Genomic DNA, 15050 nt, shown 5'->3' with positions numbered 1-15050 from the left:
ATATGCTCGAACAGGCCCGCGATGCCGCGCGCGCCGACGCGCAGCACGTGCGACAGGCCGCGCAGCGGCGTGTCCTGCTCGCGGCCCTCGGCCCAGCCGGTCCACGCGTCCGCGCGCGCGAACGTGGTCTTGACGAACTCGTACTCCTGCTCGCGCGACAGCGACGAGAAGCGCAGCCCCACGCGGCCCGCCTCGCTGAAGCTGACGGTGGCGGGAAACGCGTATTCCTCGTCGCCGCGAAAGAGCGACACGGTCACGCGCTCGTGCATCGGCACCTCGATGCGGTTGGGCAGCGCCACGCCGACGCCGCCTTCCGAGTAGTCGATCGTTTCGCAGGCGAGCGTGCGGCCGGTCGAGAACTTCAGCATGACCGGCATCTTCATCGCGACGCGGTGCACCGCGCGGATCTGCCGGCGCTCGCTCGCGGCGGCCACGCTCGCGCCGAGAATCAGCATGTTGTAGCCGGTCCACGCGAGGTTGAGCAGCGTCGTCTCGACGATGCTGCGCACGTGCCAGTTCAGATAGATATGCACGAGGCCCGCGATGAAGCCGAGCAGGTTCAGCAGCAGCAGGAACAGATACGGCCGCGAGATCGACCAGTCGAAGTAGTTCTTCTCGATCTGCCCGCCCTTGGCCGTCACGTTGAACTTGCCGAGCTTCGGGTTGATGAGCGCGAGCAGCGTCGGCGCGGTGATGTACGAGGCGAGCACCGACTCGTACACCTCGGCCCAGAACGAATGGCGGAACAGCCGCTGCATGCGCGAATTCGTAATGCTCGCGTGCATCATGTGGGGCATCGCGTAGATCGCGATCGTGCTGGCGGCGGCCTCGATCACGTGCGCGCCGAAGAACAGGTACGACAGCGGCGCGGTCAGGAACACGAGGCGCGGCACGCCGTAGAAGAAGTGCAGCATGCCGTTCAGATAGCAGAGCCGCTGGCCGAGCTTCAGCCCGCGGCCGGTGAGCGGATTGTCGATGCGGAAAATCTGCGTCATGCCGCGCGCCCAGCGGATGCGCTGGCCGATGTGGCCGGACAGGCTTTCGGTCGCGAGACCGGCGGCCTGCGGAATCGCCAGATAGGCGGTGGTGTAGCCGAGCCGGTGCAGCTTCAAGGCCGTGTGCGCGTCTTCGGTGACGGTTTCGACCGCGATGCCGCCGATCTCCTCGACCATGCTGCGGCGCAGCAGCGCGCACGAGCCGCAGAAGAACGTTGCGTTCCACAGGTCGTTGCCGTCCTGCACGAGGCCGTAGAACAGCTCGCCCTCGTTCGGCACCTTGCGGAAGGTGCCGAGGTTGCGCTCGAACGGGTCGGCGGAGAAGAAGTGGTGCGGCGTCTGCAGCATCGACATCAGCTTGTCGCGCAGGAACCAGCCGAGGCCGATCTGCAGGAACGAGCGGGTCGGAATGTGATCGCAGTCGAAGATCGCGAGGTATTCGCCGTTCGTGATCTTGAGCGCCTCGTTGATGTTGCCGGCCTTCGCGTGGCGGTTGTGCGTGCGGATCGTCCAGTTCACGCCGACTTCCTCGCAGAACGCCTTGAACTCGGGGCGGCGGCCGTCGTCGAGCACGTGGATCGACAGCTTCTCGACCGGATAGTCGAGCGCGAGCGCCGCGTAGATGGTCGGCTTCACGACGCCGAGCGGCTCGTTGTAGGTCGGGATGAAGACGTCGACAGTCGGCCATTCGTCGCGGTTGGCGGGCAGCGGCAGCGGCTTGCGCTGCAGCGGCCATGCGGTCTGGAAATAGCCGAGCATCAGCACGAGCGTCGAATAGACCTCGGCGGTGACGAGCAGCAGACCCCAGGCGGCGTCGAGCGGATGCTCCCAGTAGGTGGTCTCGGTGAGGCGCCAGTACATATAGCGGCCCGAGGCCACCAGCGACAGCATGATCATCACCATCGTCGCGTAACGGCCGGGCAGGCGGCGAAACAGCAGCGCGAGCAGGAAGCAGCAGGTCGCGAAGGTGAGCTGCTGGGCGAAGCCGAGCGGCACCGTGAACACGAAGTACAGCATGTACAGCGCGAACAGCGTGACGAGCCCGGTGACGATGCGGCTGTTCCAGAAGCGCGCGTCGATAAAGCGGGCGAAGCGCGAGGGCTCGCTGCCCTCGGGCTCCCGCGAGGCAGCGGGACGGCTCATGCGACGCTCCTTGGCGCGGCGATCGCGTCGACCGCCGCCGCGAGCCATGTGCCGCACGAACGGAAGTCCGCGGCGGCCTGGCTCAGTGGGTCGTAGTGAATCAGCGTGGTGTCGCACGCGAGCGCTTCGCCCACGCCCTCGTCGAGATGGATCACGCCCGGGAAGACGCGCGGGCCGAGCATCTGGCGCAGCACCTTGAGCACGTCCTTGGTCAGCTGGCGCGACTGGTCGATCTGGTTGACCACGTAGCCGACGCCGCCGAATTCCGCGCGCGGCGCCGCGTAGGCTTCGATGAGCCGTTCCATCTGCGGGATCGCCGCGTACGAGGCCGCATCGGCGAGCACGGTGTTCAGCGCGAAGGTGGCGGCGGTGAGCGCGGTGCGCACGTAGGCCGACGAACCGGGCGGCGTGTCGACGATGACGATGTCGGACGCCTCGAGCCGCAGGTTCTGCAGCGACTGCGCAAGCCACTGCGGATGCTGGTCGATGTAGGCCTCGAAGCGGCGGCGGTCGTCCTCGAGCACGGCGCCGTAGGGCAGCACGGTCACGCCGTCGACGCCGTCGAACATTACCGTTTGCCACGGGTCGCCGGCGAGCGTCGCGCGCGAGAGGCCGTCGATGCTGTCGAGCGGCACGCCGAAGTGCAGACGCAGCGCGTTCTGCGGGTCGAGGTCGAGCGCGATCACGCGCCGGCCGCTGCTCGCGAGCACCGAGGCGAGATTGGCGGCGAGGGTGGTCTTGCCGACCCCGCCTTTGGCGGACACCACCGCAATGACTTTCATGAGTGACGCGGACCGTTGTTGAGCCACGAGGGGCGGGCGCCGGGCGCGGCGGGGCTGGCTGCGAGGGTCTGTGCCGGTGTTTGCGCTTGTGCCGGCGTTGGTGTCGGTATCGCGGCGGCTTGCGCGGGCGTGCCGCGCAGACGGTCGAATACCGATTGCAGCGGCGGGGGCGCGTGAGCGGCCATCGCCGGTTGTTGCGGGGCGGTGAAGAGTTTGCCGAGGATCGAGGCGGGTTGGGCGGGTTGCGTGGGTTGTGTTGCTTGGGCCGGTGCGGTGGCGTGCGCCCATGCGGGGGCGGCCGGCTGTGCGGGTTGTGCCGGCTGCGCGGGGTATTGCACGGATTGCGCGGATTGTGCCGGCGGAATCGGTTGCGGCGCAGTTGGCGCCCGGAACTGCGGCGCGGACGACGCGCTTGCGTGCGGCATCGCAGTTGGCGTGACGGCTGGCATCGCGGGCGGGATCGGTGCGCTCGGTGCTGCCGACGCGGTGGTGGTTCCCGATGCGTACCAGGCGGGTGCCGTTGGTGCTGGCGGGATCGGCGCGGCAGTGGGTTGGGGCGGTGTTACGGTAGCGGCCGGCGGGATGGGCGCCGTGGGTTGGGCGGCCGTCGGAGCGGCGGCGAAAACCGGCGCGGTTGATGAAGCGATTCCCGAAGCACCAGCCGGTGCAACAGCGGCCGCCGTAACCGCAGAGAACCCAGGCGCCGGGGTCGTGGCCGACACAGCAACCGAAGCCGCCGCAGACGACCCCGCCGCACCAGCACCACTCGCGCCAGCACCCGCACCTTCCGCTTCCGCCCGCGCCAGCGCCTCGTCCTGCGTGCCGAAGCGCCACGACGCGTCGCTCGGCATGACGGGCTTCCCGGCGGCCGCGGCCACCGGTGGAATGTCGCGCCGATGCGGCCGGGCGAAGAGCGGCGCATTCGCGCGCGTCACCGCCGTGTCGTCCTTCAGGGTGGCATCGCGACGCTGCGCGGCCACGGGCTGCTGCGGTGCCGCTTCGCGAGGCTGTCCGATTTCCGGAATCGCCGGTTGCGTCAGATCCAGCGTCACGAGCAGCGGCCAGCGTGTGCGCGCGATGCGCGCATCGTTCTCGCGGCTGATTTCCTGATACGCGTTGGCGTCGCCGCCAAACTGCTCGAACAGTTTTTCGATATCGCTCGATGAACTCATGATGCCGTTGTTTGTAATAGCAGTTTTAGCATGCGCGGCCTCACGGCCTCGGCGGCGGTGTTCCCGTACTCGCCGGCGCCCCTCAGCACCGATGCTGCGAGCACGTACGTTCGTATCAGGCCGGATGACGGCCCAGGCGAAACTCGAGCGCGCTGTCCGCGCCGAACGCGCTCGTCTGCGCGACCGACAGGCCCTGTGCGCCCAACGCGCACATCCACGTCTGGTAGACGCCTTCGAGAAACGCCGGCGTCCAGGCGAGCGCCGCGTCGCCGAATGCCTGGAGCGGCGCGCAGTAGTGCACGATGCGCAGCGCCTCGGCTTCGTCGGCGAGTTCGACGTAGCCCCAATCCATCTCGTGCCAGTAGAGATTCAGCGCCTGCTCCAGCTCGACCGTCGACGCGCATTCGGGCAGCGGATGCGCGGCGGCGAAGCGGCTGCCGACGCGATGCATCAACTGGCGCAGTTCGTCATGCCCGATCTGTGCCTCGAATTCGCTGGCGAGCGCGCTCAGCATGCCGCGCCACTGCGGCGAGATTTGGCGTTGCAGCAGGTAGTCGAGAATTGGGACCATGTTTTCCGGAAGCGATCGTCGTTCAATCCGCATGAGCGGATACAACGGTCGGGCAGGTTGAAAGGCATTTCGGAAATTCGCGCATTGCGTGCCTTACGTCTCTTTTACCGCGCTGTCTAGTCTGTCCGGCACACTTCGGACGAAGTTTACTGAAGGCACTGACTTTTAGCTACTTTCCAATCGTCAGCTTGTACATTGATTGACCTGGATTGGCGGCGACGCAACAGCGTAATTTTTGCCTGTGACGTTCTATTGAAACGTTTTCTCCCGCTGGACGCCGCATGGTGCCTGATTCGCCTTCGGCATATCGGCCGACCATGACGGCCTGTTTCGCGTCTTCGCATTGCGCGCCGGATGCGGTATCGGGGTCGCGCCGGAACAACGTCTGCCGCGCCGGCGCAGGCCGCGCGACGATCGCTGTCACAGGCATGAGGCACAATAGGGCCAGGCGCATGGGGATGCGCCGGTAGCGGAATTTTTTTCCGCAGGCTCGTCGGGCGAGCGGGGCGACATGAAAGCGGACAGGCGCGGACCAACAGCCGCCTCGAGGCTCGATGTATGAATCGTCCGTACGAGTTGCAGGAAATAATCGGCGCGAGCCGATCAAAGAGGCCAGCGCAAAGCACGCCGAATGCTTTGCGACGTTGTTCGATTCAAACAGATTGCAATGCTCAATCCACTTACGATTCTGCTGGTCACGGTCTTGTCGGGCGCGATGGCAATGGCCGTGCTCGGCTCGTTATGGCGCGCGGCGATTCCGGGCGTCGGTTGCTGGATTGTGGCAAACGTGTGCGCGATCGTCGCGCTGCTCGCCTTTGCCTCGCAGGGGCACGCGTCGCGCTGGCTGACCTTCGTCGCGGCCAACGGACTGCTTGCCCTCGCCCTGCTGCTCGTGCTCGAAGGCGCGTTGCGTTTTCTGGGGCGGAACACGCGGCCGTGGTGCGCCTATGCGGGCCTCGTGGCGCTGCTCGCCGCCATCGGCTACTGGACCTTCGTCGCGCCGAATTTCAACGCGCGCGTGACGGTCGTGTCGGTGTATCACGCGGTGCTTTATGCGGAACTGTTCGTGCTGATGATGGGCGGGCGTCCCGAGCACCGGCCGCGCTACAGCTATTACTTCATCGCGACCGTGGCGCTGCTGCTGGGCGCCGGGCACGCCTCGCGCGGCATCCTCTACGGCTTCGGCCTGATTGCGCAGACCGATCTGATGCAGGTCACGCCGTCCAATATCGTGTTTCTCGCGGTCGGCGTTCTCGCGCCACCGTTCCTGTCGATCGGCGTCGTGATGCTCGCGCACGACCGTCTCGCCGAGCGGCTCGAACGGCTCGCCAACGTCGACGACCTGACCGGCGCGCTATCGCGCCGCGCGTTCCTGCAGATCGGCGGCGCGCTGCTGAACGCGTCGCTGCGCAGCGGCTCGCCGGTCGCGCTCGCGATCGTCGACATCGATTCGTTCAAGTCGGTCAACGATACGCACGGTCATGCGGCCGGCGACGAGGTGCTCGGTCATTTCTCGGCGTTCGTCGCGCGCGAGCTGCGTGTCGGCGACGTGTTCGGGCGGCTCGGCGGCGAGGAGTTCGGCGTGCTGTGTCCGGCGACTTCGGTCGCCGAGGCGGTCGTGCTGCTCGAACGGCTGCGCGCGCGGCTCGCGGCGAGCGCACCGGGTGTGCTGCCGCGCGGCCTGCGCTATACGTTCAGCGTCGGCGTGGACCAGCACCGGCGCGGCGAATCGCTCGAGCAACTGATGAGCCGCGCCGATCGTGCGCTCTATGCGGCGAAGGCGGCGGGGCGCAACCGCGTGATGGCGGCGTAGACGGGGTAGGAGATGTAGGCAGTGCAGGCGGAGCGGCCGCTCGCGGGACGAGCCCGCATCGTCACCTCGCTGCGCGCCGCCGTGAAGTGAGCCATAAATATTTGTAAGATGTTTGCCGTTAACCGTTGGCGGAGTCACCCGAACCCCAGTCCGATACCGTTCTATGTCTGCCATCCCGACGCAGCACCAGCCTGAGCCCGGTTTGCGCGAGCGCTTTCATCGGCGCTCGCTCGAACATCAGCGGCCGCTGTCCACCGTGACGATGGCATTCACGGTGATCGCGTTCCTGTGCATGGTGGCGGCGCGCGATCTCGCGGGCGGCACCGTCGCGCCGCTCGGCTATCGGCTGCTTTGCGCGCTCGTGCTCGCGTTGCTGGTGCTGGCGATCCCGGGCACGAAGTCGACGTGGCTATTCGGCGCGATCGGCGTCGTGTACATGCAGGTGCTGATCGGCGGACTCGTGCTCAATGCCAGTGGCGTCGCGCATCCGTTGATGTGGCTGTTGCCCGCGCTCGTCGTGATCCCGATCTGCGCGGCGCCGCTGTGGCTGACGCCCGTGCATTTTTTCACCGGCAGCGCATTGTTCTATGCGGTGGCCGTCGCGCTACTGCTGCTCGGCAAGAGCCATCCGCGCGACATCGACGCGGCCGTGTGGGCATGGGTCGTCGCGGTCGGCGCACCGACCGCGGCGGTGTTTCATTTCGGCTTCTACCGGTTCCGGCGCAATCACTTTCTGCTCGAGAGCCAACTGGCGCAGCTCGCCGCGACCGATCCGCTGACCGGCCTGCAGAACCGCCGCGCGTTCGTCAAGCGCGCCGAGGAGCGGCTTGCGATGCTCGCGCCGGACACACGCATCAGCGCGATCTTTCTCGACCTCGACAGCTTCAAGTCGCTCAACGACCGCTTCGGCCATGCGGTCGGCGACCGGGCGTTGCACGAGGTCGGGCAGGTGCTGATGGGGCAGGTGACGCCGTGCGACGGCGCGAGCCGCGTCGGCGGCGAGGAGTTCGCGGTGCTGCTCGACGCCGATCTCGCCGGCGCGCTGCAACTGGCCGAGCGGCTGCGCGGCGCGATTGGCGCGATCGAGCGGCCGGACGGTCTTCTGACCGCGAGCTTCGGCGTTGCCGAATATCGGCGCGGCGAAAGCTTCATGGTGCTGCTCGATCGCGCGGACGAAGCGCTGCTGCGTGCGAAGCATTCGGGCAGGAACCGCGTTTGCGCGGAACGTGCCCTGCCGCTCGACGCACGGCAGCCGACGTTCGGCGGCCTTTCGGCGCAGGACGGCGCGCGGGATGGTGCGCAAGATAGTCAGGGCAGCGAACAAGGCAGTGGCGAGGCGCCGCGCTATCGCTGGGACGGCTTCCATCTGATCTCGCACTTCCAGCCGCTCTACAGCCTCTCGCATCAGAAGCAGGTCGGCTTCGAGGCGCTGTTGCGCGGCGAGCGGGACGACGGCACGCTCGTGCCACCGGTCGTGATGTTCGCGCCGAAACCGTCGAGCGACGAAGGCGCGCTCGATCGCGCGAGCCATGCGGTACACCTCGGCAACGCATGCCGCCAGTTGCCCGGCGGCGCATGGCTGTTCCTGAACATCCTGCCGGCCACCTTCATCGCCGACGGCTACGCCGATCAGTTGACGAAGATCGTGCGCGGCGCGGGGCTCGAACCCGAGCGCGTGATCCTCGAAATTCTCGAATCGCACGGCGGCAGCGTCGACGATATGTCGCGCGCGGCCGCGCTGTACCGGCGGCACGGCTTTCTGATCGCCGTCGACGATTTCGGCGCGGGGCAATCGAATCTCGACCGGCTGCTGCGGATTCGCCCCGACCTCGTCAAGCTCGACGGCGAACTGATCCGCGCGACCATGCAGCATACGCAGCAGCCGATCCTGCCGACGCTCGTGTCGCTGCTGCATCAGGCGGGCATGCTCGTCGTCGTGGAGGGCGTCGAGACCGCCGACGAGCTGATTCTCGCGGTCGAGTCGAACGTCGATTTCGCGCAGGGCTATCTGCTTGGCCGGCCCGCGAGCGAGATTGCGTCGCCCGAGTCGGTGCGCCGGCAGATCGACGATGCATTCGACGTGATCGCGCAGGGGCGCGCGCATCAGCATGCGTTGTTCGAATCCGAGGTGGAGCCGTACCGGCGCGAACTGCGGCGCGTCGCCGATGCGTTGCTCGCCGGCGCCGCGATGGCCGACGCGTTCGAGGCGCTCGCGCGCCTCGAACACAGCATCAGTTGCTTCGTGCTCGACGAGACCGGCCGGCAGATCGGCCACGAAGTGCGCGGGCCGGCATGGAGCGAGGCCATGGCGTCGCTGCAGCCGGTCGCGAATCCGTACGATGCGCGCTGGGACCATCGGCCGTACTTCCGCAATGCGGTGCTGATGCCGGGCGAGGAGATCACGAGCAGTCCGTATCTATCGCTCGCGTGCGGGGGACGGCCCTGTATCGCGGTGACGCTGGCCGAGCATCTTGCTGCCGGGCGGTGTGTGATCGGTGTCGAGCTCGACTGGTCGGCGCGCGGGTTGCCGTGGCCGGGGCGGGATTAACGCCTTGGATACCCGATGCATGCTCAAGTCCACGTTGGGTGCCTGCCCGTAGCCGCTCTGTATCTGCGCAATATCCCGTTCAATACCCACCCTTAACCGCCGCCGCCACAGCCGGCGCATTTCTATACGACGCCGCGAGATCCGCGGCCGCGCGGCTCAGCAGACCCGTATCGGTGCCGACTGCGACGAAGCTCGCGCCGGCCGCGAGATATTCGGCGGCAAGCGCCGGGTCGGGCGCGAGCACGCCTGCTGCCTTGCCCGCGCCGCGCACGGTATCGATGCCGTGGCGAATCGCGTCGCGCACGCGCGCGTCGCCCGGCTTGCCGAGTAGACCCATCGACGCGCTCAGATCCGACGGCCCGAAAAACACGCCGTCGACACCCTCCACACGCGCGATTTCCGCGAGATTGTCGAGGCTCTGCACGGTTTCCGCCTGCACGATCACGCACAATTCCTCGCCCGCGGTGTGCAGATAATCGGGCACGCGATTCCAGCGCGACGCTCGCGCGAGCGCGCTGCCGACGCCGCGAATGCCCTGCGGCGGATAACGCGTGGCTGCAATCGCGTCGAGTGCCTGCGCGGTCGTGTCGATCATCGGTAGCAGCAGCGTTTGCGCGCCGATGTCGAGCAGTTGCTTGATTAGCGCGGCGTCGCTGCGCACCGGTCGCACGACCGGATGCGACGGGTACGCGGCCACCGCCTGCAATTGCGACAGTGTGCTGCGCACGTCGTTCGGCGCGTGCTCGTTGTCGATTAGCAGCCAGTCGAAGCCGGCGGTGGCGAGCAATTCGGTCACGTACGCGTCGGCGAGCGCGGCCCACAGGCCGAATTGCGGCTTGCCTTCGGCGAGCGCGCGTTTGAAGGGGTTGTTCGGCAGGACCATGTCGATGCTCTCAGATGAAATTCAAACCGATGCCGCCGAGCGGACCATAGTCGACGTGAAACGTGTCGCCGGCGCGCGCCGGAATCGGGCTCGTGAACGAGCCGCTCAGGATCACGTCGTGCGCGTTCAATGATTCGTCATACGGAGCAATCTTGTTCGCGAGCCAGGCGACGCCGGTGGCCGGATGGTTGAGCACGGCTGCCGCGAGTCCGCTTTCCTCGACCGCGCCGTTTTTATAAAGCAGCGCGCCGACCCAGCGCAGATCGACGTCGAGCGGACGCACGGGCCGGCCGCCGAGCACGACGCCCGCGTTCGCGGCGAAGTCGGAGATCGTGTCGTAGACCTTGCGCGGTGCGTGCGTCTCGCGATCGAACTGCTCGATGCGCGCGTCGATGATCTCGACGGCCGGGCTCACGTAAGCGGTCGCGTCGAGCACGTCGAATAGTGTGACGCCGGGGCCTTTCAGCGGCTTGCTCAGCACGAACGCGAGTTCCACTTCGACGCGCGGCGCGATGAAGCGGTCCGCGCGAATGTCCTGGCCGTTTTCGATAAACATGCTGTCGAGCAGCGGTGCATAGTCGGGTTCGTCGATCTGCGACGAGCGCTGCATCGCGCGCGAGGTCAGGCCGATTTTTCTGCCCTTGATTACGCGGCCCTCGGCGAGCTTGAGCCTGACCCATTCGCGCTGGATCGCATAACCGTCCTGTACGGTCATCTGCGGGTATTGCGCGGAAAAATGGCGCAATTGCGTGCGGGTCTTCTCCGCGCGATCGAGTTGCGCCGCGAGATCGCGGATGGTCTGTTCGTCTAGCATGGTGAGATTCTCGGCTCTTTGCTTTTAGCTCTTGCGTTTAACCCCGCGCTTTTAACTCCGCTCCTAACCCTTCAACCGCGCGTGCAGATTGTTATGCTTCCAGGTGCCCGCTTCGCTGAACTCGCTGATTTCGAGCGACAACGCGAGCCCGTGCTGTTCGAACTCCGTGGCGAAGTGCTGCTTGATCCGCGCGAAGAGCGCATCGCCGCTCGCCTTCCTGACCGCTTCCGAACGGCCCGCGGCAATCTTCAGGTTCGCGTGCAGGAACGCGGCGTCGGGCCGGCCATCGGCGATGCAGTACTGCTCGCAGCGCAACGCGCGCACGCGAATACCGCCGAGCGGAAACACGCGCTCGCCGTTCTCGCGCTGCGCATCGAGGCACTGCGCGAGGTCTTTGCATAACCGGCCGATGCGTTGTGCGTCGGCGAGATTGGCGCTGTATTCGAGTGTCAGATGGGGCATGGCGATTCCTTTGCGAGTGTCAGACGGGTAGCGGCGTAACCGGGAAGATCGCGTTGATCTGCCCCGTGCCCGAACTGCCGAAATACGGCGTGACGACCTCGGCCTTGCCGTCGTAGCGATCCCAGCCGAGCGCGCCGAGCAGCATTGCGGTGTCGTGCATGCCGCCTTCGCCCCAGCATTTTTCGTTATAGAGCGGCAGCATGTCGCAGAACGTCTTCCAGTCGCCGGTTTCCCACAGACGCACGACGCTGCGGTCCATCTGTTCGAGAAACGGGCTCCATACCTTGTGCATGAATTGCTCGGCCGTGCCGTTGTTCGCGAAGTGGTGGGAGAGCGAACCGCTCGCGAGAATCGCGACCGTGCCGTCGTAACGCTCCTCGATCGCGCGGCGCACCGCGAGACCGAAACGCGCGCTCGTTGCGAGGTCGTGCCACATGCACCAGCCTGCTATCGACACGGTCTTGAAGTGCTGGTCGCTATTCATATAGCGCATCGGCACCAGCGTGCCGTATTCGAGTTCGAGCGTGGTCTCGCTGTGCGCGCGGCTTTTCACGCCCATTTCGTTGGCGACGTCCGCGATCAGATGGCCGAGCCCGGCATTGCCGGGGTAGGCGTACGGCATGTTTCTGATGAAGTGCGGCAGTTCGTTGCTCGTGTACACCCCTTCGAATTGCGGCGCGCAATTGATGTGGTATTCGCTATTCACGAGCCAGTGCACGTCGAAGACGACGATCGTATCGACGCCGAGTTCGCGGCAGCGCCGGCCGATCTCATGATGACCGTCGATGGCGGCCTGGCGGCAGCCCTTGTGCGGACCGTCGAGTTCGGACAGATACAACGACGGTACGTGAGTGACTTTTGCTGCCAACGCGAGTTTGCCCATCGCGATCTCCTTTGTCGGCCTGGCGTCGCGCGGCGTGTGCCTGCGCGGATGCCGCCGTGGTCAAACGCCCCAGCGCGGAATGTGATGCGAGCCGAGCGACACGCAGACGTTCTTCGGTTCGAGAAACACTTCGTAGCTCCAGGTACCGCCTTCGCGGCCCACGCCCGAGGCTTTCGTGCCGCCGAACGGCTGGCGCAGATCGCGCACGTTCTGACTGTTGACGAAGCACATGCCGGCTTCGACGGCGGCGGCCACGCGCAGCGCGCGGCCCGTGTTCTCGGTCCAGATGTAGCTCGACAGGCCATACGAAATATCGTTGGCGAGACGGATCGCCTCGGCTTCGTCGTCGAACGGAATCAGGCAGGCGACCGGTCCGAAGATTTCTTCCCGCGCGATGCGCATGCGATTGTCGACGTCGACGAATACGGTTGGCATGACGAAATTGCCTTGACGCAGTGTGGCGGGCAGAGCGGGCGTATCGAGCCCGCCGCAGGCGAGCGTTGCGCCTTCTTTCGGGCCGAGTTCGATATAGCTGCGCACTTTCGCGAGATGCCCCTGGCTGATCATCGGGCCGACGATCGTGCTGTCGGCAAGCGGATCGCCCACGCTCAGACGCTTCGCACGCTCGATGAAGCGCCCGGCAAAGCGCGCGTAAATGGAGCGCTGCACCAGAATGCGCGAGCCCGCCGTGCAGCGCTCGCCATTGTTCGAGAAGATCATGAATACAGCGGCGTCGAGCGCGCGCTCGAAGTCGGCGTCGTCGAAGATCACGAACGGCGATTTGCCGCCGAGTTCCATCGAGAATTTCTTGAGACCCGCGGTTTGCACGATGCGATTGCCCGTTGCCGTCGAACCCGTGAACGACACCGCATGCACGTCGCGATGCGCGACGAGCGGTTCGCCCGTTTCCTTGCCGAAGCCGTGCACGACGTTGAGCACGCCCTTCGGAATGCCCGCTTCGAGCGCGAGCTGGCCGAGCATCGACGCGGTGAGCGGCGACAGTTCGCTCATCTTCAGTACGGCCGTGTTGCCGAATGCGAGGCAGGGCGCGACTTTCCACGTGGCCGTCATGAACGGCACGTTCCACGGCGAGATCAGCGCGCACACGCCGACCGGATGGAACAGCGTGTAATTCAGGTGCGAATCGGTCGGGTACGTATGGCCGTCGACGCGCGTGCACATCTCGGCGAAATAGCTGAAGTTGTCGGCGGCGCGCGGCACGAGCTGCTTGCGCGTTTGCGAGATCGTCTGGCCGGTGTCCTTCGTTTCGGTTTCCGAAATTTCCGGTACGTGCTGCGTAATCAGTTCGCCGAGCTTGCGGATCAGCTTCGCGCGCTCGGCGGCGGGCTTCGCGGCCCACGCGGGGAACGCGTTCTTCGCGGCGCTCACGGCCGCGTCGACTTCCTTCGCACCGCCGCGTGCGACTTCAGCGAGCACATCCTGGGTGGCCGGATTGACGGTTTCGAAGTACTCGTTCGAGGCGCACGCTTCGCCGTTGATCAGATGGTCGATCGTCATTGCGTTGTCCTTTTCCTGTTCGCTGCGGATCACGCGCGGCCGAAGTCCGCGTCGGATGCGATCGTATTCACGAGACGGCCGAGGCCGTCGATTTCGCAGACGACTTCATCGCCCACGTCGACGTTGACGATGCCTTCGGGCGTGCCGGTCAGGATCACGTCGCCGGGCGCGAGCGTCATGAAGCCGCTCAGATATTCGATCAGTGCGGGGATGCCGGTGACGAGATCGCGCGTGTTGCCGCATTGCTGGCGCGTGCCGTTCACGAAGGTGCGCAGTTCCAGCTGGTTGACGTCGGCGATGTCGGCCGCGTCGACGAACCAGGGGCCGAGCACGGTGCCGCCGTCGCGATTCTTCACGCGCAGGTTCGGGCGATAGTAGTTTTCGAGGTAATCGCGAATCGCGTAGTCGTTCGCGATCATGTAGCCGGCCACGTGCTGCATGGCGTTTTCACGCTCGACGTTGCGCACGGTTTGGCCGATCACGACCGCGAGTTCGCACTCGTAGTGCATGAACGCGACGTCGGCGGGACGGCGCGTGACGCCGCGATGGCCGAGCACCGTGCCCGGTCCCTTCAGAAACACGAGTGGCTCTTCCTGCTTGTCGAACTGCAATTCCTTCGCGTGCTCGGCGTAGTTGAGGCCGAGCGCGAAGATCGTGCCGACTTCGATCGGCGCGAGCCAGACCACTTCGTCTTCGCGGCGCACGCGGCCGTCGGCGAGACGCACGCCATGTTCATACGGATAGGCTTCGTGAATCGCTCCCGCGTAGGCAACCCGGCCGCGCATCATGACGGTTCTCCGTTGTGACGATGCGCGCCGACGAACGAGACGACGAGCGGCGGCAGCGTGCCGATCGACAAGGTGGCCGTGTCGCCGCTGCGCGCGACCGGCGAGCCGTGGGGCACGCCGAGCGTGATGACGTCGCCCGCATCGAGCGTCATGAAGTCGGTGATGTCGGCGAGCAGTTGCGCGACGTTGCGTAGCGACGACGCAGTGTTCGCGGTGAACCGCGGCTTCGCATCGTTGAGCGACACGCTGATCTCGAGCGCATCGGGCGTTGCGACGTGGCGCGCGGCAACGAGCGCCGGGCCGATCACGCAGAAGCCGTCGCGGGCGCGCAGGCGCACGTTCGGGCGGTACACGTTGGTATGCGGCACGCTCAGATCGCCGATCAGTGTGTAGCCGGCGATATAGTCCGCCGCGTGTACGACGCTCACGCGCGTCGCGGTGCGGCCGATCACGATGCCGAGCGACGCGCCGACTTCGACGCCGGGCGCATCGTCCGGCACGACGACGCGCGCGCGATGACCGGCGAACGTGTTGCGCGGTTTCAGATAGAGCACCGGCGCTTTGGGCGGCGCCTTGTAAGGCGCGGCGTTCACCGCATCGCCGAGCGCCGCGAGCGCGGCGCGGTCGTTCAGCAGCGTGCCGTAGACGGCGCCGCCCACCGGCGCGCGGCATGCGATA

The 15050-nt window shown here is 66.3% G+C and carries 13 protein-coding genes; 2 read left to right on the top strand and 11 right to left on the bottom strand.

Annotation, left to right across the window (positions count from 1 at the left end; genetic code table 11):
* The 4 genes from bcsA to bcsD form a co-directional block, all read right to left on the bottom strand.
* Window positions 1-2138: UDP-forming cellulose synthase catalytic subunit (gene bcsA, locus GXB81_RS27990; RefSeq protein ID WP_205990892.1), on the bottom strand; the 2138-nt coding region annotated here is incomplete at its 3' end.
* Window positions 2135-2920 (bottom strand): cellulose biosynthesis protein BcsQ, encoded by a 786-nt coding sequence (gene bcsQ, locus GXB81_RS27985; protein WP_167049671.1) that lies wholly within the window; start codon window positions 2918-2920, stop codon window positions 2135-2137. The genes bcsA and bcsQ, both read right to left, overlap by 4 nt.
* Entirely contained in the window at window positions 2917-4092 is a 1176-nt protein-coding gene (bcsP, locus tag GXB81_RS27980; RefSeq protein ID WP_205990891.1) for a cellulose biosynthesis protein BcsP, read from the bottom strand. Before bcsP ends, bcsQ begins: the two co-directional genes overlap by 4 nt.
* A gap of 115 nt (window positions 4093-4207) precedes the next feature.
* Window positions 4208-4663, bottom strand: coding sequence for a cellulose biosynthesis protein BcsD (bcsD, locus tag GXB81_RS27975; RefSeq protein WP_167049669.1), 456 nt, complete (start codon window positions 4661-4663; stop codon window positions 4208-4210).
* 667 nt (window positions 4664-5330) lie between these two features.
* Between bcsD and GXB81_RS27970 the strand changes: the two genes are divergently transcribed.
* Window positions 5331-6476: a GGDEF domain-containing protein gene (locus tag GXB81_RS27970; RefSeq protein WP_205990890.1), complete on the top strand. Its 1146-nt coding sequence runs from the start codon at window positions 5331-5333 to the stop codon at window positions 6474-6476.
* Between the two features lie 163 nt (window positions 6477-6639).
* On the top strand, window positions 6640-9024 hold the full coding sequence (locus tag GXB81_RS27965) for a bifunctional diguanylate cyclase/phosphodiesterase (RefSeq protein ID WP_205990889.1): 2385 nt from the start codon (window positions 6640-6642) through the stop codon (window positions 9022-9024).
* A gap of 79 nt (window positions 9025-9103) precedes the next feature.
* Here GXB81_RS27965 and hpaI read toward each other — a convergent pair whose 3' ends face one another.
* The 7 genes from hpaI to GXB81_RS27930 all read right to left on the bottom strand — a co-directional run.
* Complete coding sequence (gene hpaI / locus GXB81_RS27960) at window positions 9104-9907, bottom strand: 4-hydroxy-2-oxoheptanedioate aldolase (RefSeq protein ID WP_205990888.1); 804 nt, start codon at window positions 9905-9907, stop codon at window positions 9104-9106.
* A gap of 10 nt (window positions 9908-9917) precedes the next feature.
* The gene (gene hpaH, locus GXB81_RS27955) at window positions 9918-10721 is read right to left on the bottom strand and encodes a 2-oxo-hept-4-ene-1,7-dioate hydratase (protein WP_167285063.1); all 804 of its coding nucleotides are present in this window, start codon (window positions 10719-10721) and stop codon (window positions 9918-9920) included.
* Between the two features lie 63 nt (window positions 10722-10784).
* Window positions 10785-11183 (bottom strand): 5-carboxymethyl-2-hydroxymuconate Delta-isomerase, encoded by a 399-nt coding sequence (locus GXB81_RS27950; RefSeq protein WP_167285064.1) that lies wholly within the window; start codon window positions 11181-11183, stop codon window positions 10785-10787.
* Between the two features lie 19 nt (window positions 11184-11202).
* Complete coding sequence (gene hpaD, locus GXB81_RS27945) at window positions 11203-12066, bottom strand: 3,4-dihydroxyphenylacetate 2,3-dioxygenase (RefSeq protein ID WP_205990887.1); 864 nt, start codon at window positions 12064-12066, stop codon at window positions 11203-11205.
* A gap of 60 nt (window positions 12067-12126) precedes the next feature.
* Entirely contained in the window at window positions 12127-13584 is a 1458-nt protein-coding gene (hpaE, locus tag GXB81_RS27940) for a 5-carboxymethyl-2-hydroxymuconate semialdehyde dehydrogenase (protein WP_205990886.1), read from the bottom strand.
* A gap of 29 nt (window positions 13585-13613) precedes the next feature.
* Window positions 13614-14372, bottom strand: a complete 759-nt coding sequence (locus tag GXB81_RS27935) for a fumarylacetoacetate hydrolase family protein (RefSeq protein WP_205990885.1) — start codon at window positions 14370-14372, stop codon at window positions 13614-13616.
* Window positions 14369-15050 (bottom strand): fumarylacetoacetate hydrolase family protein (locus GXB81_RS27930; protein WP_205990884.1); only part of this gene is annotated, 682 nt, incomplete at its 5' end. The genes GXB81_RS27935 and GXB81_RS27930, both read right to left, overlap by 4 nt.

Origin of the sequence: Paraburkholderia sp. Ac-20336 (assembly GCF_017105025.1) — a bacterium.
In the GTDB taxonomy this organism is placed as follows: domain Bacteria; phylum Pseudomonadota; class Gammaproteobacteria; order Burkholderiales; family Burkholderiaceae; genus Paraburkholderia.
The sequence above is the reverse complement of the archived record's forward strand: the minus strand, read 5'-3'. Positions and strand labels throughout refer to the sequence as shown.